At 71.7% G+C, this 18,840-nt stretch carries 18 protein-coding genes; 9 read left to right on the top strand and 9 right to left on the bottom strand.

All coding sequences use genetic code 11. The annotated features are described in order from the left end of the window. Positions 1-58: 58 nt before the first annotated feature. The 3 genes from RMN57_RS21895 (at position 59) to RMN57_RS21885 (ending at position 3,704) form a co-directional block, all read left to right on the top strand. The gene (locus RMN57_RS21895; RefSeq protein ID WP_313765042.1) at positions 59-1,339 is read left to right on the top strand and encodes a trypsin-like peptidase domain-containing protein; all 1,281 of its coding nucleotides are present in this window, start codon (positions 59-61) and stop codon (positions 1,337-1,339) included. Between the two features lie 98 nt (positions 1,340-1,437). After that, positions 1,438-2,211, top strand: a complete 774-nt coding sequence (locus RMN57_RS21890) for a response regulator transcription factor (RefSeq protein ID WP_313765041.1) — start codon at positions 1,438-1,440, stop codon at positions 2,209-2,211. Next, a complete protein-coding gene (locus RMN57_RS21885) occupies positions 2,208-3,704 on the top strand; it encodes a HAMP domain-containing sensor histidine kinase (protein ID WP_313765040.1) in 1,497 nt (498 codons plus the stop codon). Before RMN57_RS21890 ends, RMN57_RS21885 begins: the two co-directional genes overlap by 4 nt. 85 nt (positions 3,705-3,789) lie before the next feature. Here RMN57_RS21885 and RMN57_RS21880 read toward each other — a convergent pair whose 3' ends face one another. The 6 genes from RMN57_RS21880 to RMN57_RS21855 form a co-directional block, all read right to left on the bottom strand. After that, positions 3,790-5,583 carry a bifunctional metallophosphatase/5'-nucleotidase gene (locus tag RMN57_RS21880; RefSeq protein WP_313765039.1) on the bottom strand — a complete coding sequence of 598 codons (1,794 nt, stop codon included), beginning with the start codon at positions 5,581-5,583 and terminating at the stop codon, positions 3,790-3,792. A gap of 238 nt (positions 5,584-5,821) precedes the next feature. Further along, positions 5,822-7,171 (bottom strand): ATP-binding protein, encoded by a 1,350-nt coding sequence (locus tag RMN57_RS21875; protein ID WP_313765038.1) that lies wholly within the window; start codon positions 7,169-7,171, stop codon positions 5,822-5,824. Positions 7,172-7,189: 18 nt separating this feature from the next. Further along, on the bottom strand, positions 7,190-8,764 hold the full coding sequence (locus RMN57_RS21870) for an SCO6880 family protein (protein ID WP_313765037.1): 1,575 nt from the start codon (positions 8,762-8,764) through the stop codon (positions 7,190-7,192). A 7-nt stretch (positions 8,765-8,771) separates the two neighbouring features. Further along, a complete protein-coding gene (locus tag RMN57_RS21865; RefSeq protein ID WP_313765036.1) occupies positions 8,772-10,058 on the bottom strand; it encodes a hypothetical protein in 1,287 nt (428 codons plus the stop codon). Further along, positions 10,048-10,869: a hypothetical protein gene (locus RMN57_RS21860; protein WP_313765035.1), complete on the bottom strand. Its 822-nt coding sequence runs from the start codon at positions 10,867-10,869 to the stop codon at positions 10,048-10,050. Before RMN57_RS21860 ends, RMN57_RS21865 begins: the two co-directional genes overlap by 11 nt. Before the next feature lie 136 nt (positions 10,870-11,005). Beyond that, positions 11,006-11,356, bottom strand: a complete 351-nt coding sequence (locus tag RMN57_RS21855) for a hypothetical protein (RefSeq protein WP_238861116.1) — start codon at positions 11,354-11,356, stop codon at positions 11,006-11,008. Between the two features lie 248 nt (positions 11,357-11,604). Between RMN57_RS21855 and RMN57_RS21850 the strand changes: the two genes are divergently transcribed. Next, entirely contained in the window at positions 11,605-12,774 is a 1,170-nt protein-coding gene (locus RMN57_RS21850; protein ID WP_313767908.1) for a bifunctional lytic transglycosylase/C40 family peptidase, read from the top strand. A 194-nt stretch (positions 12,775-12,968) separates the two neighbouring features. After that, positions 12,969-13,682, top strand: coding sequence for a phosphatase PAP2 family protein (locus RMN57_RS21845; protein WP_313765034.1), 714 nt, complete (start codon positions 12,969-12,971; stop codon positions 13,680-13,682). A 161-nt stretch (positions 13,683-13,843) separates the two neighbouring features. Here RMN57_RS21845 and RMN57_RS21840 read toward each other — a convergent pair whose 3' ends face one another. Next, positions 13,844-14,032 (bottom strand): hypothetical protein, encoded by a 189-nt coding sequence (locus RMN57_RS21840; protein ID WP_313765033.1) that lies wholly within the window; start codon positions 14,030-14,032, stop codon positions 13,844-13,846. A gap of 164 nt (positions 14,033-14,196) precedes the next feature. On the opposite strand from RMN57_RS21840, the gene RMN57_RS21835 reads away from it, so the two are divergent. Continuing rightward, positions 14,197-15,099, top strand: a complete 903-nt coding sequence (locus tag RMN57_RS21835) for a hypothetical protein (protein ID WP_313765032.1) — start codon at positions 14,197-14,199, stop codon at positions 15,097-15,099. 172 nt (positions 15,100-15,271) lie between these two features. After that, the gene (locus RMN57_RS21830; RefSeq protein WP_313765031.1) at positions 15,272-15,469 is read left to right on the top strand and encodes a hypothetical protein; all 198 of its coding nucleotides are present in this window, start codon (positions 15,272-15,274) and stop codon (positions 15,467-15,469) included. A 3-nt stretch (positions 15,470-15,472) separates the two neighbouring features. Here the strand turns inward: RMN57_RS21830 and RMN57_RS21825 are convergent, their stop codons facing one another. Beyond that, positions 15,473-15,844 (bottom strand): metal-sensitive transcriptional regulator, encoded by a 372-nt coding sequence (locus RMN57_RS21825; RefSeq protein WP_313765030.1) that lies wholly within the window; start codon positions 15,842-15,844, stop codon positions 15,473-15,475. Between the two features lie 306 nt (positions 15,845-16,150). Here RMN57_RS21825 and RMN57_RS21820 point away from each other — a divergent pair, with 306 nt between their 5' ends. Next, positions 16,151-16,771: a DUF47 family protein gene (locus RMN57_RS21820; protein WP_313765029.1), complete on the top strand. Its 621-nt coding sequence runs from the start codon at positions 16,151-16,153 to the stop codon at positions 16,769-16,771. A 5-nt stretch (positions 16,772-16,776) separates the two neighbouring features. Further along, on the top strand, positions 16,777-17,772 hold the full coding sequence (locus RMN57_RS21815; protein WP_313765028.1) for an inorganic phosphate transporter: 996 nt from the start codon (positions 16,777-16,779) through the stop codon (positions 17,770-17,772). A 264-nt stretch (positions 17,773-18,036) separates the two neighbouring features. On the opposite strand, the gene pstB is transcribed toward RMN57_RS21815, so the two are convergent. Next, positions 18,037-18,813, bottom strand: coding sequence for a phosphate ABC transporter ATP-binding protein PstB (pstB, locus tag RMN57_RS21810; RefSeq protein WP_313765027.1), 777 nt, complete (start codon positions 18,811-18,813; stop codon positions 18,037-18,039). Between the last annotated feature and the right edge of the window lie 27 nt (positions 18,814-18,840).

Here is an 18,840-nt window from a genome sequence, read left to right as displayed (position 1 = left end):
TGGGCCTTCTGAGCGGACTCTCACCGGATTCTCATCCGGCGGGCGGACGTTGGTCGTCATGAGCGATCACGAGCAGCACCGCAGCACGCACGGCGAGCAGTACGACGTCGGCCACCCGTACGGGTACGGCCATGGGTACGCGGGCGGCCACGGGTACGGCGGCCACGGGCAGGCCGGGTACGGGCAGGCCGGTCACGCCGAGCAGTTCGGGCAGGCCCAGGACGCCGCCCGTCCGGAGCCGGACCCGCACGGCGCCGCGGGCCGGGTCGTCCCCGGAACGGTCCTCGGCAGCACCACCGGCGGGTACCCGGCCCCCGGCAGCGCGCCGGTCGGTCCGCCGCCCCCGCCGCCCGCCATGCCGCCCGCGCCGCCGACACCGCCCGAGGCCGGCGGCCCGGCCGCCCCCGGCGGCGCCGGCGGCCACGGCGGCCACGGCGGCCCGGCGCGGCGGGGCTTCCTGCGCGGCCGGGTCGCGCTGGTCACCGCCGTCGCCGCGGTCGCCGCCGTCCTCGGCGGGGTCACCGGCGGGGTGGTCGCCGCCGACCAGCACGCCTCCGGCAGCCGCACCGGCACCGTCGCCAGCCCGGTCGCGGCCCGCTCGGACGGCAGCGCCGACGTCGCGGCCATCGCCTCCGCCGTCTCGCCCAGCGTCGTCCAGATCACCGTGCAGACCGCGAACGGCACGGCCACCGGCACCGGGGTCGTGCTCGACAAGGACGGCCGGATCCTCACCAACTACCACGTCGTCGCCGGCGCGGCCGAGGGCGGCCCGATGACCGTCACCTTCAAGGACGGCTCCACCGCCCGGGCCACCGTCACCGGCACCGACAAGGGCCTCGACGTCGCCGTGATCACCGCGAGCGGCGCAAAGAACCTCACCCCCGCCACCCTCGGCGACTCCGGCGCCGTCTCGGTCGGCGACCCGGTCGTCGCCATCGGCAACCCGGAGGGCCTGACCGGCACCGTCACCTCGGGCATCATCAGCGCCGAGAACCGCGACGTCACCGTCCAGGTCGACGAGGGCACCACCAGCGGCAACGGCGGCTTCGGCTTCCCCAACCTGCCCGGCCTGCGCGGCAGCACCCCGCAGAGCGGCGGCGAGACCACCACGTACAAGGCTTTCCAGACCGACGCCGCACTCAACCCCGGCAACTCCGGCGGCCCGCTGATCAACGCGAACGGGCAGGTCATCGGCATCAACTCGGCCATGTACTCGCCGAGCGGCGTGGGCGCCACGGCCGGCGGCAGCAGCGCCGGCAGCGTCGGTCTCGGCTTCGCCATCCCGATCAACGACATCAAGCAGGTGCTGCCGCAGCTGCAGTCCGGCCAGAACGTCTAGACGGACAATTACTCCGAGCAGGTCCCCGCGCCGGGCGCCTCCAACGGCCCGGCACACCCCCCAGCAGGCCCACCGACGACGAGAAAGGGCATCCGCCCATGACCCCGTCCGCCGACGACCGCACCCCCTTCGAGCCCGGGCAGGCCACTGCCCGGCTCCTCGTGGTCGACGACGAACCCGCCCTCCGGGACGCCCTGGAGAGCAGCCTCGCCTTCGAGGGCTACGAGGTCGCGACCGCCACCGACGGCTACGAGGCCCTGGAGGCCGTCGAACGCGACAAGCCCGACCTCGTCCTGCTGGACATCATGATGCCCCGGATGGACGGCCTCACCACCGTCCGCCGGATGCGCTCGCGCGGCGACACCGTCCCGGTGCTGATGCTCACCGCACGCGACGCCGTCGGCGACCGGGTCACCGGCCTGGACGTCGGCGCGGACGACTACCTCGCCAAGCCCTTCGAGCTGGACGAACTGCTCGCCCGGGTCCGCGCCCTGCTGCGGCGCAACGCGCTCGCCACCGAGGCCGCCGCCCGCGCCGCGGCCGCCGAGGACGACACCGAGGTGCTGGCCTTCGCCGACCTGCGGATGAACACCGCCACCCGCGAGGTCACCCGCGCCGGGCGGCCGGTCGAGCTGACCCGCACCGAGTTCATGCTGCTGGAGATGTTCCTCTCCCACCCGCGCCAGGTCCTCACCCGCGAACAGATCCTCAAGGCGGTCTGGGGCTTCGACTTCGAGCCCTCCTCCAACTCCCTGGACGTGTACGTGATGTACCTGCGCCGCAAGACCGAGCAGGGCGGCATGCCCCGGCTCATCCAGACCGTACGCGGCGTCGGCTACGCCCTCCGCCCGGCTCCCGGCACCCCGGCGTGAGCGACACCGTCCCCCCGCCCCCGCTGGTCCCGCCCACCGTGCCCCGCCGCCGGCGCCTCCTCTCCTGGTACCGCGCCCGCTCCCTGCGCAGCCGGCTCACCTTCCTCACGGCGGCGGCGGTCGCGGTGGCGATCGCCCTGTCGGCGCTGGCGTGCTGGTTCATCGTGGAGAAGCAGCTCTACGGCCAGGTGCGGAACGACCTGGCCAACACCCAGTTGCAACGGGTACGGCTCCCCCCGGTCTGTCCGACCACACTGGAGGACGCCCTGAAGCAGGCCCAGCGCGACACCCTGGGGCCGGAGCAGTCCGGCTCCGCGGTCCGGGACACCCAGTTCGTGGTGACCGACCCGCCCGGGGTCTGCCTGCCGCCCGGCACCACCCGGGCCGTCGTGATCGAGGCGGATGACGCCAAGGTCTTCCAGCTCCCGCCGAACCACTCGGTGTTCCGCAGCGGCCAGTACACCAACGGCGCGTCCGCCATGGTCCGGGTCTTCTGGACGCACGCCAACTCGCCCACCGGGCCGCCCGTCCTCGTGATGGTGGCCACTCCCACCGAGCCGGTGGAGAGCGCCCTCCAGAACCTCGCCCTCATCCTCGGCGGTGTGGCGCTCGGCGGCGTCGTCCTCGCGGGGATGGCGGGCCGGTTCGTGGCCCGCTCGGCGCTCAAGCCCGTCGACCAGCTCACCGACGTGGTCGAGCACATCGCCCGCACCGAGGAGGTCGGCACCACCATCCCGGTGCAGGGCAGCGACGAGATCGCCCGGCTCGCCACCTCGTTCAACTCCATGTCCACCGCACTGGCCAACTCCCGCGACCGGCAGACCCGGCTGATCGCCGACGCCGGGCACGAGCTGCGCACCCCGCTCACCTCCCTGCGCACCAACGTCGACCTGCTGATCCGCAGCGACGACACCGGCCGCCCGCTGCCCCCGGCCACCCGGACCAAGCTGCTCGGCAACATGAAGGCGCAGATGCAGGAGCTCACCGGCCTGATCGGCGACCTGCTGCAGCTCTCCCGGCCGGACTCCCCCCGGCCGGCCCGCACCCTGGCCGTCGTCGCCCTGCACGAGATCGCCGACCGCGCCGTCGCCCGGGCGAAGCTGCGCGGTCCGGGGCTGGTCTTCGAGACCGCCGTCGAGCCCTGGTACGTGCACGGCGACGCCGCCGCCCTGGAGCGGGCGGTGATCAACCTGCTGGACAACGCGGTGAAGTACAGCCCGCCGGGCGGCACCATCGACGTCCGCCTCGACCAGGGGGTGCTGACGGTGCGCGACCGCGGCCCCGGCATCCCGCCGGACGAGCTGCAGTACGTCTTCGACCGGTTCTGGCGCTCCCCGTCGTCGCGTCAGCTCCCGGGCTCCGGCCTCGGCCTGTCGATCGTCGCGCAGAGCGTCCGGGAGGCCGGCGGCGAGGTCTCGCTGGGCCCGGCCGCGGACGGCGGCCCGGGTGCGCTCGCCACCGTCCGGCTGCCCGGCGGGCCGGCCCCCGCCTGAGCGGGAGCGGGGGCGGGGCGGGGCGGAAAGACGGACGGGCGGGGCGCCCCGACAGCGCCCCGCCCGCCTCATGTCCGGCACACGGTCAGTCGATGTCGCTGCCCGGGCCGATGACCTTGATCCGGTCCTGCGCCGGGGCCTGCAGCGGCGCGGCCGCCGAGCTGTGGGCACCGAGGTAGGCCGTGAAGACGTCCAGGTCCGAGGCGCCGACCAGCTTGTCGGTGCCGGCCGCGAAGGCCGGGAAGCCGTCGCCGCCGCCGGCCAGGAACTCGTTGGCCGCGACCCGGTACTTGCCGGCCGGGTCGATCGGAGCGCCGTTCAGGCGGATCGAGTCCACCAGCACGCGGGCCGCGCCGGTCTTGCGCATGTCCAGCGTGTAGGCCAGGTTCTTGGAGCCCTGCAGGATCTTCGGCGCCGCGTCGTTCGGGCCGCTCACCTGCTGCTGGAGCAGCTGGACCAGCTGGGCGCCGGTCAGCGTCTTGACCTGCATCATGTTGGTGAACGGCTGGACGGTGAACGCCTCGCCGTAGGTCACCACGCCGTCGCCCTCGGCGCCGCCGGCCTTGTACACCAGGTCGGAGCGGATGCCGCCGGGGTTCATGAACGCGACCTGGGCGCCGCCCTTGTCGGCGGGGGCCAGGCCCTCCAGCTGCGCATCGGCGATCACGTCACCGAGCGGCTTCTCCAGGTCGCTGCTGCCGCGGCCGTTGATGTCCGAACCGACGTAGCCCACCGGACGGTTGGCGATCGGGGCGGCCAGCTTGGAGTAGTGCGCGATCAGCTCCGTCATGTCCGGGGCCTTCTCGACCGTCCGGCGCACGACGTGGTTCTCGGCCTTGACCGACGGGCGGACGATGCTGCCGGTGGTCTTGTCGAGCTTCAGGTTGATCTCGGTGAAGAGCCGGCCGAAGGAGGCGGCGCTGGTCACCGAGCGCGGCACGCCCTGCGGGTCCGGGATGGTGCAGGCGTACGCGTTGTGGGTGTGGCCGGTGACGATGGCGCCGATCGCCGGGTCCAGGTTCTTGGCGATGTCGACGATCGGGCCGGAGATGCCCTGGCCGGCGGTTCCGCAGTCGTAGTTGTACGTGCTGCCGGCCGGGTAACCGCCCTCGTGGACGAGCGCGACGATCGAGTTGACGCCCTGCTTCTTCAGCTCCGCGGCGTACTTGTTGATCGTGGCGACCTCGTTGCCGAACTTCAGGCCCTTGACGCCCTCGGCGGTCACGATGTTCGGCGTGCCCTCCAGGGTGGCGCCGATGAAGCCGACCTTCACGCCCTGCGACTTGGTCACCCAGTACGGGGCCAGGATCGGCTTGCCGGTCTTCTCGTTGGTGACGTTGGCGGCCAGGTAGTTGAAGTTGGCGCCCTTGAACTTGCGCCCGTCCTCGTAGCAGCCGTCGACCGGGTGGCAGCCACCCTCCTGGAGCCGGATCAGCTCCTTGGCGCCCTCGTCGAACTCGTGGTTGCCGACCGCGGTGACGTCCAGGCCGAGCTTGTCCATCGCCTCGATGGTGGGCTCGTCGTGGAAGAGCGCCGAGGTCAGCGGGGAGGCGCCGACGATGTCACCGGCCGCGACGGTGATCGAGTCGTCGGCCGGGATCCGGGCCTGGCGCAGCGCGGTGGCCAGGTACTCGATGCCGCCGGCCGGGGTGGAGACGACCTGACCGGTCGTCGGGTCGATCTCCTTGATGGTGCCGGACGAGCCGGCCGGGGGCTCCAGGTTGCCGTGGAAGTCGTTGATCGCCAGCAGCTGGAGGTTGACGGTCTTGTTTCGCTTGGCGTCCGCGGCCTGGGCGGCGGTCGGTACGACCACCGCGCCGAGCAGACCGGCGGAGGCGACGACGGCGAGCGCCGCACGTCGGGATCTGGCGGTGAGCATGAAGGTCCCCTGCACCTCGAAGAGCGCCCAGTTGTGGGAAGGTCCGGGCGTCGGCCATGAATTGCGCGAGTGCAGCCTAGAGTCAACGCGCGTAGCTGTCAGGACCCCGAACGTAACGACCGGGTTACCTACTGACGAATCGTCTTCGCCCGGCACCACCCGGACCACCCCGGGACCGGCCCCCGCCGACCCCCGGAGGCCCCGGCCGGATCCGCCCGACGAGCGGCGCGCGACGGGGTCAGACGCCCGGTTCGGCCGCCAACTGCCGCTCTGCGCGGGCCCGCTCGGCCACCGCGTCCTCCGTCATGGCACGGTCGGTATAGACCAATGGCCGCTCGGTCTCGGTGATGATGTGCTTCACCACCTGGACGTTGCCGTTCACGTCCCAGACCGCGATGCCCGGCGAAAGTGTGGGAATGATCTCCACCGCCCAGCGCGGCAGACCCAGCACCCGGCCGGTGGATCTCGCCTCCTCGGCCTTCTGCATGTAGATGGTCCGGGTGGAGGCCATCTTGAGGATCGCCGACGCCTCCTTGGCCGCCGCGCCGTCCACCACGTCCGACAGGTGGTGCACCACGGCGACGAAGGAGAGCCCGAGCCGGCGGCCGAACTTCAGCAGCCGCTGGAAGAGCTGGGCCACGAAAGGGCTGTTGATGATGTGCCAGGCCTCCTCGACCAGGAAGATCCGCTTCTTCCGGTCCGGCCTGATCCAGGTGTGCTCCAGCCAGACGCCGACGATCGCCATCAGGATCGGCATCGCGATGGAGTTGCGGTCGATGTGCGAGAGGTCGAAGACGATCAGCGGCGCGTCCAGGTCGATGCCGTCCGTGGTCGGCCCGTCGAACATGCCGCGCAGGTCGCCGTCGACCAGCCGGTCCAGCACCAGCGCCACGTCCAGGCCCCAGGACTGCACCTCGTCGACCGCGACGCCGAGCGACTCCACCGAGGACAGCTCGGGGTTGCGCAGCGTGTCGATGATGTCGTCCAGCACCGGCTGGCGGTCGGTCACCGTCGCCACCACGTGGGCGTGCGCGGCCTTCAGCGCGAAGCCGGCCCGCTCCTCCAGGCCGCGCCCCATCGCCACCTCGATGATGGTGCGCAGCAGCGAGAGCTGGCCGGTCTGGGTGATCGCCGGGTCCAGCGGGTTGAGCTTCACCCCGCCGTCCCTGGCCGCCATCGGGTCGAGCCGGATCGACTTTATGCCCAGTGCATCGGCGATCAGGTTCCACTCGCCGACGCCGTCCTCGCCCTGGGCGTCCAGCACCACCACCTGCCGGTCGCGGAAGCGCAGTTGGCGCAGCACGTAGGTCTTCTCCAGCGCCGACTTGCCGTTGCCGGACTCGCCGAGCACCAGCCAGTGCGGGGCCGGGAGCTGCTGGCCGTACAGCTGGAACGGGTCGTACACGTACCCCTTGCCGCTGTACACCTCACGCCCGATGATCACGCCCGAGTCGCCCAGCCCCGGGGCGGCGGTGGGCAGGTAGACCGCCTGCGCCTGACCGGTGGAGGTGCGCACCGGCAGCCGGGTGGTCTCCACCTTGCCGAACATCAGGCTGGTGAACGCGTCGGTGAGGTTGCCGAGCGCCATGCGGGGCCTCCAGGAGGATCAGCGGCGGATGCCGGTGGCGAACGGCAGGGTGTTGACGAACGCCCGGTGGTGCTCGCGGTCGCACCATTCGAGCTTGAGGTAGCTCTTGCCCGCCGAGGCGCGGATGGTCCGCTTGTCGCGGGCCAGCGCGTCGGGGTTGCGCGAGGAGACCGTGATGTAGCCGACCAGGTTGACCCCGGCCGCGCCGGAGGCCAGGTCGTCGCCGCGCTGGTCGACCCGGCCGGTGTGGGCCAGGTCGCGCGGGTCGACCGTGCGGTTCATCTTGGCCGCGCGGCTGGCCTCCGCCTCGTCGTTGGTCTTCTCGGTCAGCATCCGCTCGATCGCGACGTCGGTCGGCTCCAGGTCCATCGTCACCGCGACCGTGCGGATCACGTCCGGGGTGTGCACCAGGAGCGGCGCCAGGAAGTTGACGCCGACCGGGGTCAGCGGCCACTCCTTGATCCAGGCGGTGGCGTGGCACCAGGGCTCGCGGGTCACCGACTCACGGGTCTTCGCCTGCAGGAACTGCGGGTGGGTCGCGTCCAGCTCGGCCGGCCAGGCGTTGCGCCGGGACATCGCCTGGATGTGGTCGATCGGGTGGTCCGGGTCGTACATCGAGTGCAGCAGCGAGGAGAGCCGCGCCTGGCCGAGCGGCTGGCGCACCCGGATGTCCGCCTCCGCCAGCCGCGCGCAGATGTCCGTCAGCTCCCGTGCCATCACCGCGGCCAGGCCCTCGTCGTCCCGGGCCCGCCGGCCGGTGGCCGTCCGCCCCATCGCGTGCGCCTCGGCCGCCAGGTCGCGGGTGTAGTGCATGCAGGCCACCAGGTACGCCCGGTGCTGCTCGGACGAGGTCGACACCATCGACTGCAGCTGGTCGTACGAGTCCTGCAGCCAGCGCGGCGCGTCCACGTCGCCGCGCCGCTCCACGTCCTTGGCGTGCGCGTCCGGGTCGGCGGGCAGCGTCCGGGCCAGGATCTGCAGCCGGGTCACGAAGCCGTCCCCGTTGGCGACGTGCTTCAGCAGCGTGCCGAACCGGTCGACCAGCGCCTCCTGGTCCTCCGAGTCGCGCAGCCCGACGCCCGGGCCCTCGATCTCGATCGCGGCCGTGACCGTCCGCCGCTCCAGGTGCATCAGCACCCCGACCTCGTCCGGCCCGAACGGCGCCGCCAGCCAGCGCAGCCGCCCGACCCCGGGCGGCGGCCCGACCTCGACCTCGCGCCCGTCCAGCCGGGTGCCGGCGTCCATCGCGTCCGACCGCCACACCGCCCGGCCGCTGCGGACCGTCCGGCGGTAGGTGCGGTTGATCTCCACCCACTTGTAGAACGTCCGCCGCCGGTACGGCACGTAGACCGCCGCGATGGCCAGCACGGGCAGGCCGACCAGGCCCGCGATACGCAGCGGCAGGATCGGCATCATCAGGCCCCAGACCATGCCCAGGAAGGCCCCGAAGATGATCAGGACGATCTCGCCGGACTCCCGGTTGCGGCCGATCGGCGCGTTCGGGCGGGCCTTGCCGATCAGGTAGGTGCGGCGCTGGTGCACGTACGGCTGGGCGTACTGGGCACCGTACTGGCCGAGCGGTTCGCTGCTCACTTACCCGTCACCCTCCCTTCGCTGGATTGCTGTCGCGGATCGGAACCGAAGCCTGCGGCGCGGCGGCCTGCGGCGGCGGGGCGGGGGCGCGCGTGGCGTGGGCCGCGATGCCCGGCGCGACCGAGCCGCCGCCGGAGCCCGGGCTCCCGCCGCCGACGCCCTGCGGGCCGCGGTCGCCGTGCGTGCTGATGCCCTGCTTCACCAGGTTCGCGGTGCCGTTGATCATCGCCGATCCGGCGGAGACCGCGCTCGCCCGGGCGTGCCGCATGCTCATGATCTCGTCGCCGAAGCCCGGCACGAAGCGGTAGACGGAGGCGCTCGCGAAGATCGACAGGAACAGGATCGCCAGGCCCGAGAGCACCCGGGCGAAGTCGTCGCTCGCCCCGGCGCCGGTCGCCACCGCACCGGCCAGCCCGAGGATGATCACGATGATCGGCTTCGCCAGGTCCACCGCCAGCATCACCCCCGCCCAACGGCGCACGTGCTTCCACAACTGCTTGTCCACCAGCCCCGCGTACACCGCGGTCCCCAGCAGCGCGCCCACGTACAGCATCGCCGCCCGGATCAGCAGCTCGATCCAGAGCACCGCCGCGGCCAGCACGGCCACCAGCGACACGATGATCAGGATCAGCGGGCCACCGCCCATGCCGCCCTTCTCCAACGTGTCCGCGAACCCGCCCAGGTACGTCCCGGTGTCCGACTTCGTCCCCACCGCGACCGCTTTGGTCAGCCCGTCCGTCGCGCTCACCACGGTGTACAGGATCAGCGGCGTGAACGCCGAGGCCACCACGGTCAGCCAGAGGAAGCCGATCGCCTCCGAGATCGCCGTCGTCAGCGGCGCGCCGCGCACGGCCCGCTTCGTCACCGCCAGCAGCCAGAGCACCAGCGTGATGATCGTCGACGCGGCGAACACCACGGCGTACTGCTGCAGGAACGACGCATTGGTGAAGTCCACCTGCGTCGTCCCGTCGATCGCCCCCGACAGGTTCCGCACCACCCACGCCGCCGCCTGCGCACACCCCTTCGCCAACGACCCCAACGGATCGGTGACACTCCCGACGGTGCCACCGCCGGGAACGGATCCGCCTCCAGGCTTCGAAGCGCAGTAGACGCCGCTGCCGGGCAGGGGGAGGACATCACAGTCGTTGCCGGTGGGCGACGCACTTGGGCTGGGACTGGGCTCGGCAGCCGCCTCGGAAGCCAATGCCAGAACGACGATCTGAAGCACGAGCACTGCCCCGGCTACACCACCGACGCGGGCCGTCTTCCAGACGGCTGGACCATCACCGCGCATAGCGGAAACCCCCGAACTGCTGGACGGCGCCGGTGATCTCGTCGGCGGTGGCGGCCTGTTGGTCGCCCGGCATCGGGGCCGGGCCCTGCCGGCTTGCGTAGTCGGTGAGCTTCCAGTCGCTGCCCGTCCAGCGGAGGGCCAGGGTGAGCGTGTACCAGTTCGCCGTGACGGGCTGGACGGAGCGCTCGCCGGCGAGGCCGGTGAGGCCGGTGCACCAGACCTCGACCTTGGTCTCGCTGTCGCCGTAGCCGACCGACTTGGCGCCCACCGGGACGGTCCGGCTGACGAAGGTGAGGCCCTTGGGCGCGCGGCCCTGGGCGTCGAGGCCGTAGCGGGTGGCGGTGTCGCCGCCGAACCCCTGGTCCAGGCGGGTCTGGAGGGCCTGGGCGGCGGACGGGTCGGCGATGGTGGCGATGATGGTGTGGCGGCTGTCGGTGCGGAACATCTCGGCGGAGCCGATGGCCACGGCGTAGTTGGCGGCGGCCGACTGCGCGCCCTGCTCAGTGTGCGGGAAGCCGGCGGCGATGCCGTTGGCGGTGGTGGAGACGGGCTGGTCGCCGCTGGGGGCCGGGCCGGCGCCGGAGGGGGCGGTGGGGGTGGCGGCCGCCCCGTCCGCGGAGCGGCCGGCGGGGGCCGGGTCGGGCTTGCCGCGGTTGGCGATGGAGATCGCGACGACCAGCAGTGCGACGACCACGAGGACGGTCACCAGAGTGCGCAGCGGACGTGACTGACGGCCGTTCGGCTGGGAGGAGGGCTGTTCACCGACCGGCAGCCGCGTACGGGTGTGCGGCTGGTCGTCGGACAACGGCACGGCGGCCCTCCTGGTGCGGGGAGCCTGGGCGGCTCCGGGGCCCCTCCGCCCGTGGACGGGGGCGGAGGGCGGGTGGTGGATGGATTCCCGACGGGGTCGGCCACGTCCTCACGGGGACGTCACGGCTGTCCGATCGTCAGATCGCCATGCCGTAGACAATGGTGAACAGAGTGCCGAGTGATCCAATGATGAACACGCCGGTCAGACCGGCGATGATCAGTCCCTTGCCCTGCTCGGCGCCGAAGCTGTCGCGCATCGCGGTGGCGCCGATGCGCTGCTTGGCCGCGCCCCAGACGGCGATGCCGAGGCAGGCCAGGATGGCCACGGCCATCACGACCTCGACCATCACCCGGGCCTCGGAGCCGAGGCTCGCGAACGGGCCCCAGTCCGGGGCGATCCCGCCGATGATGGTGTCGATATTCGGCTTCTTAGGAGGCTCCTCGGCCAGGTGGCCGATCGCGATGCTGTCCACGCTGCTCAGGTTCATTTCCATCTCACCGCCCGATCAGGCAAATTCAAGGGCCACGACCCCGTCCGCGCGAAGGGTCCGAACCTATTCTTGGCCAGATCTGATGTCGACTTGGCTACTTCTCGCGGATTGGTCGTGAGGCATCGGACACGTACGCGAGGATGTCCACCGTACGAAGGATAGCGCTCACTCTTTGTATCTCTGATGATTGCGGTGAGCAACGCCTTCCGGGACACTTCGACTGACGATTCGTCGGGATGGTGCTGATGGTACTCCGGAAGGCCGGTACGGCCGCCGCCGCTGCGGGAGTTGTCGCGATCGGCTTCGTCGGTCTGGTGACGGTCGGGACGTATGCGGCCAGCGGTACGCCGCAGCAGTCGGCCAATCGCGCCGCCCTCTCCCGGGGAACCGTTCCGGCGGCCTACCAGGGGCCGATCGAGCAGTGGGGCTCGCTCTGTCCGGAGATCTCCCCGCCGATGCTCGCGGCACAGCTCTACCAGGAAAGCGGTTTCGACCCGGGCGCCCGATCGCCCGTGGGCGCACAGGGAATGGCGCAGTTCATGCCGGCGACCTGGGCGACATACGGCACCGACGGCAACAATGACGGCCGCAGGGACGTCTGGGACCCGTTCGACGCCATCGCCTCGGCGGCGACGTTCGACTGCGCGCTCGCCAAGGACGTCGCCGGTGTGCCGGGCGACCGCCAGGCCAACGTCCTGGCCGCGTACAACGCCGGTCCGTACGCGGTGACGAAGTACAACGGGATCCCGCCGTACCGGGAGACCCAGGGTTACGTGCGGAACATCCAGGCCATGGCCCGCAGTTTCACCGCGCCGACCGCGCCGGTGGAGGTCTCCCAGCAGTCCGCCGGCGCCATCTACTTCGCGCAGACGAAGCTCGGCACGCCGTACCTGTGGGGCGGCGAGGGGCTGCCCTCGCAGAACGGGCGGTTCGACTGCTCGGGGCTCACCCAGGCCGCGTACGCCAGCGTGGGCATCACGCTGCCCCGGGTGGCCAACGACCAGTGGTACGCCGGCCCGCACCCCTCGCGGGACCAGCTGCGCCCGGGGGACCTGGTGTTCTGGGCGACCGACCTGAGCGACCCGCGCAGCATCCACCACGTCGGCATCTACGTCGGCGGCGGCTACATGATCGACGCTCCGCACACCGGCGCGGTGATCCGCTACGACAAGATCGACACCAAGGAGTACATCGGCGCCACCCGGGTCACCACGGACGGCGCCCAGGCGCTGCCGGGCCGCAACGCGGACGGCAGCATCACCGCACCGAGCCGCCCCGGCGAGCCCGCCCCCGCCACCCCCGCCACCCCCGCCCCGGCCGCACCGGCGCCGGCCGCCCTGACCACCCCCGACCCCTCCTCCGCGGCGGCCCGACCCGCCCCGACAGGTCCAGGTCAAAACAGCGCAAAGAGCTGACCCGTCCCGGACCTCCGGGTGTGAGTGCGCTGTGGACGCTGAGTCAAGTTTCCATAACCGCCAGTTTCCGTGGAACGCTGTGCACCGGTTATGACGTTGTGTCCGGTGGTCCGCCGTCACCCGCCTGAACAGGGCGGGGCGCAGCGGACCACGGCCGGAACGACCAGGTGCAGCGGACCAGAAGGAGGTGCGGCGTGTCGACGCCGCTTGCCGACACGACCAACCCCGACCTCGGCCTGCTCTACGCCGTCAACGGCCTGGCCAAGCGCTCCCCGGAGTGGCTGGACCACCTGGTCTCCTGGATCGGCGAGTACGGCATCCTGATCGGCCTGGCCCTGCTGGGCCTGGTCGGCTGGCTGCAGGCGAGACGCCGGCCGGACGCACCGGTGGCCGTCGCCGGGCTGCTCTGGGCCCCGCTGGCCACCGCCGTCGCCGAGTTGGCCAACCTGCCGATCGCCGCCATCGTCGACCGCCCGCGCCCCTTCGTCGACCACACCGGGCTGGACGTCCTGGTCGAGGGCAAGGCGGGCACGCACTCCTTCGTCAGCGACCACTCGACCATGTCGATGGGCATCGCGGTGGGACTGTTCCTGGTCAACCGGAAGCTCGGCTGGATCGCCGGCGGCCTCGCCCTGCTGCAGGGCTTCTGCCGGATGTACATGGGCGTCCACTACCCCACCGACGTGATCGGCGGCTTCGCCCTCGCCACCGCGGTCGTGCTGCTGCTGGCGCCGATCGCGATGGCCGTGCTGGTGCCGCTCTGCCACGCGCTGAGCCGCACCGCCGTCGCCCCGCTGATCCGGGCCCCCCAGGGCGGGCCGCGACCGCGCGGTGGACGCAAGCGCGGCGGCGGGCGCGGCGCCGTCCGGGCCGACGAGCAGCCGCCGGAGTCCGACCTCGCGGCCTGAGCCACCGCGCCCGGCCCGGGCCTCCCGGCGGCTTCGCCGGAGGCCGGGCACGAAGGGGCCGGGCACGAACCGGCCCGGGCGGACCGGCCCTGACACGAACCGGCCCGGGCAGAACAGTCCCGGGCAGCACGAGCCCGGCCGCGAAGGCCGGAGCAGGGACGCTACGCCGGGTCGTGGTTCTCGGCCAGGTGGTCGGCGGCCTCGCGTCTGGCCAGGTCCCGGGAGCGGCGGGCCGGTGAGAACCAGCCGCAGACGCAGCTCGCGTGGCAGAAGGAACCGCGCTCGCTGATCGCGACACGGTGCTCGGGCATCGGGGTGGTGCCGGGTACCGCCGGCAGCTCACTGTGCACGTACCTCACCGTAACGCGCTCCGGACCCGGCGCGCGACGCCCCGGTGCGCGCCGGGTACCGCGTAACCCCCGACACCCCAACTCGTTTGCCCGGAAAGAGCTCTGCCCACCCGGTGGTGGTCGGCGGAGCAGTCGGGCCCGAGGGGGTTGTGGCGAGGATGAATGTGACCGACGAGCAGCGCGACGGCCGGCGGCCGGGCCGCCCGCTGCACCAGCTGCGCTCGGCGGCCGGAGCCGTCGTACTCGCCGCCGCATTGGCCGGGCTGGCCGGCTGCTCGGGCGGTGCCACCGGCTCCGCCGGTTCGGCCGACCGGAAGACGGGCGCCCCCGACCAGCTCTCGGCGGACCCGCTGACGGCCGTCCGCAGCGCCGCCGACATCACCGGCCGGACCGGCTCCGCCCACGCGGCCACCGAGCTGGTCACCGAGTCCGCCGAGAAGAAGGCCGTCTTCACCGGTACCGGCGGGTACGACTACGTGAAGCGGATCGGGCGGCTGGAGGTGGCGGTGCCGCCCGGCGCGGCGACCACCGGGAATATCGTCGAGGTGGTTCTGCCGGGCACCGTCTACCTGCAGAACAGCGGCGCCAAGGTGCCCGAGGGCAAGTGGGTCAAGCTGGACGTGCGCCAGCTTCCGGACGGCAACCTCGTGAGCAGCGGCGCCACCGACCCGGCCTCCGCCGCCGGGGCGCTGCGCGGGGCGCAGAAGGCCGAGCTGGTCGGCCCCGAGACGGTCGGCGGCGTGCCGCTGAAGCACTACCGGGGCACCCTGGACCTCGCCAAGGCCGCCGAGGCGACCGGCGGCCGGGGCGGGGACGGCCTGCGGATGGGGGCTCAGACCTTCACCGTACGGGACGTCCCGTACGACGTCTGGCTGGACGAGCAGGGGCGGCTGCACAAGGTGGTCGAGGTCTACACCTTCGCCGGCGTGCCCGGCTCGAAGGAGGCGAAGGACCAGGTGAAGGTGACGTCGACGACCTCGCTGGCCGACTTCGGCAAGCCGGTGGAGGCGGCCGAGCCCGCGGCTGCGGACATCTACGCGATGAAGCCCACGGAGAGCCCGAAGTAACCGGACGCAGGGGCGCCGCCGGCGCCGGTGGGTCACCCGGGATCGCCCGGCCCACCCGTTTCGGCGGCCCCGAGATGGCCCGTCCGTGCCATGTGGGCGGGCTCCGAAGTGCCTAGGCTGGAGGGCGGGTGGCTGCCGCCCGGGCTGGCGAGGCACTGAAGGGGTGGTGCAGGTGGTGTCGTCCACGGGCGGCCGCAGCGGCGGCCACGACGACGCGGCCCTCGACGAGATCGACCTGGCCGGCGAGCTGATGATCGCCGCCACGGCCAGCACCGGCGACCGGCTGCCGACCGAGCGGATCGACGAGGTGCTGCTGGACCGGCCCGACGGCGGGGCGTCCGCCGACGGGCCGTCGGAACCGGGGAGCTGAGGGTCAGCTGCGCAGCAGCCGGCCGATCGCGGCGGTGGCCTCCGCCACCTTGGCGTCCAGTTCGGCGCCGCCCTCCTCGGCGGCCGCGGCGACGCAGTGCCGCAGGTGCTCCTCCAGCAGCGAGAGCGCGAAGGACTGCAGGGCCTTGGTGCCGGCCGAGACCTGGGTCAGCACGTCGATGCAGTAGACGTCCTCGTCGACCATCCGCTGGAGCCCGCGGATCTGGCCCTCGATCCGGCGCAGCCGCTTCAGGTGGGCGTCCTTCTGGGCGCTGTAGCCGTGCTGGCCGTGCCCCTGGCCGTGCCCGCCGTGGTGGGCGTGCGGCTCGGCCCCGGGCGTGTGGTCCGGCTCGGTGCGCGCTTCCGTCGTGGTCATCGGCCCGCCTTCGTATCAGTGCCTGGTGGCTGCGTCGACCTCCAGTGTCCAACACCGGGACCCCTCGTGGTGTTCCCCCGTAAGGGCTGACACCGCGGGGTTCCGTTCGCAGGACGGGGGCAATCGGAGCGAGGTTCCGTCAGACTGGGGGCTCGCGTCTGCACCCGTAAGTGCGGGCCGGATCCACCGCTGCGGCGGCCAATCGGAAGGGGAGGTTCCGGCTCCTCCTCCACCACCCCGTTTGCGTGATCGTGCTCGGTTGCACCTAGCATCGTTCAGTCCGAACCCCGCACATCGGAGATTTCCGTGCGTTTTAGCCTGACCCCGAAGGAGACGAGCTTCTACGACATGTTCGCCGCAGCCGCGGAGAACCTCGTCGTCGGATCGAAGCTCCTGCTGGAACTGCTGGGATCAGACGTGTCGACCCGCGCGGAGATCGTCGAGCGCATGCGCGCCGCCGAGCACGCCGGGGACGACACCACCCATGCCGTCTTCCACCAGCTGAACTCCTCCTTCATCACGCCCTTCGACCGCGAGGACATCTACAGCCTCGCCTCGTCGCTGGACGACATCATGGACTTCATGGAGGAGGCCGTCGACCTGGTCGTCCTCTACGACATCCAGACCCTGCCGAAGGGCATCGAGCAGCAGATCGAGGTGCTGGCGCGCGCCGCCGAGCTCACCGCCGAGGCGATGCCCAACCTGCGCAGCATGTCGAACCTCACCGAGTACTGGATCGAGGTCAACCGACTGGAGAACCAGGCGGACCAGATCCACCGCAAGCTGCTCGCCCACCTGTTCTCCGGCCAGTACGACGCCATCGAGGTGCTCAAGCTCAAGCAGGTCGTGGACGTCCTTGAGGAGGCGGCGGACGCGTTCGAGCACGTCGCCAACACGGTGGAGACCATCGCCGTCAAGGAGTCCTGACCCCCGTGGACACGGCAGCACTCATCGCCGTCATCGGCGTTGCGTTCTTCTTCACCTATACCAACGGCTTCCACGACTCGGCGAACGCCATCGCCACCTCGGTCTCCACCCGGGCGCTGACCCCGAAGGCCGCGCTCGCGATGGCCGCGGTGATGAACCTGGCCGGCGCCTTCCTCGGCAGCGGCGTGGCGCACACCGTCTCCAGCGGCATCATCGAGACGCCCAGCGGCAACCAGGGCCTGACGATCCTCTTCGCCGCGCTGATCGGGGCGATCGCCTGGAACCTGGTCACCTGGTACTTCGGCCTCCCGTCCTCCTCCTCGCACGCCCTCTTCGGCGGCATGGTGGGCGCGGCGCTGGCCGGCGGCACCGAGGTGATCTGGAGCGGTGTGATCGACAAGATCATCATCCCGATGATCGTCTCCCCGGTGGTCGGCCTGGTCGGCGGCTACCTGGTGATGCTGGCGATCCTCTGGATCTTCCGCCGGGCCAACCCGCACCGCGCCAAGCGCAACTTCCGCGTCGCCCAGACCGCCTCGGCCGCCGCCATGGCGCTCGCGCACGGCCTGCAGGACGCCCAGAAGACCATGGGCATCGTGGTGATGGCCCTGGTCATCTCCGGCAACCAGGCCACCTACGACATCCCGGTCTGGGTGAAGATCTCCTGCGCCACGATGCTCTCGCTGGGCACCTACGCGGGCGGCTGGCGGATCATGCGGACGCTCGGTCGCAAGATCATCGAGCTGGACCCGCCGCAGGGCTTCGCCGCCGAGACCACCGCCTCGATCGTCATGTACATCACCTCGTTCGTCTACAAGGCGCCCATCTCCACCACCCACGTGATCACCTCGGCGATCATGGGTGTCGGGGCCACCAAGCGGATCCGCGCGGTCCGCTGGGGCGTCGCGAAGAACATCGTGCTCGGCTGGTTCATCACGATGCCGGCGGCCGCCGTGGTCGCAGCGCTGATCTACTGGTTCGTCCACCTGTTCTGGGGCTGAGTCCCGGGGGCCGTGCTCCGGGGCCACGCCCCGGACCGCGGCCCCGGGCCGGCGGAACGGAACGCCCGGCCGGCGGACGGCCCGGGAAAGAACAGGGCCCGCCCCCACATCTCGGGGGCGGGCCCTTCTTCATACTTCGCGGCGGCACCGCCATGCAGCACCGCGAAGCAGCCTGTGGCGCGAGGCGTACTCCTCAGTCGGATCGGCCCGGCCGGAACGGCTCAACCGAAGCGGCTCGGCCGGAACGGCTCAACCGGATTCGGCTTAGCCGAAGCGGCCGGAGATGTAGTCCTCGGTGGCCTGGACCGACGGGTTGGAGAAGATCCGCTGGGTGTCGTCCAGCTCGATCAGCTTGCCCGGCTGGCCGACACCGGCCAGGTTGAAGAAGGCGGTGCGGTCGCTGACGCGGGCCGCCTGCTGCATGTTGTGCGTCACGATGACGATCGTGAACTGCTCCTTCAGCTCGCCGATCAGGTCCTCGATGGCGAGGGTGGAGATCGGGTCGAGGGCGGAGCAGGGCTCGTCCATCAGCAGGACCTGCGGCTCGACCGCGATGGCGCGGGCGATGCAGAGGCGCTGCTGCTGACCGCCGGAGAGGCCGGCGCCCGGCTTGTTCAGCCGGTCCTTGACCTCGTTCCAGAGGTTGGCGCCCTTGAGGGACTTCTCCACCACGCCGTCCAGGACGGACTTCTTGCGCACACCCGCGAGCTTCAGCCCGGCGACCACGTTGTCGTAGATCGACATGGTCGGGAACGGGTTCGGGCGCTGGAAGACCATGCCGACCGAGCGGCGGACGGCCACCGGGTCGACGTTCGAGGCGTACAGGTTCTCGTCGTCCAGGAGGACCTTGCCCTCGACGCGGGCGCCGGGGATCACCTCGTGCATGCGGTTGAGGGTCCGCAGGAAGGTGGACTTGCCGCAGCCGGAGGGGCCGATGAAGGCCGTCACGGAGCGGGGTTCGATGCTCATCGAGATGTCCTCGATGGCCTTGGTGTTGCCGTAGAAGGCCGACAGTCCGCTGACGTCGATGCGCTTGGCCATGATCCTTCGTCTTCTCTCAGTACTCGT

Origin of the sequence: Kitasatospora sp. CM 4170, from assembly GCF_032110285.1 — a bacterium.
Taxonomy (GTDB): Bacteria; Actinomycetota; Actinomycetes; order Streptomycetales; family Streptomycetaceae; genus Kitasatospora; species Kitasatospora aburaviensis.
This window is presented reverse-complemented; position numbering and strand designations above follow the sequence as displayed.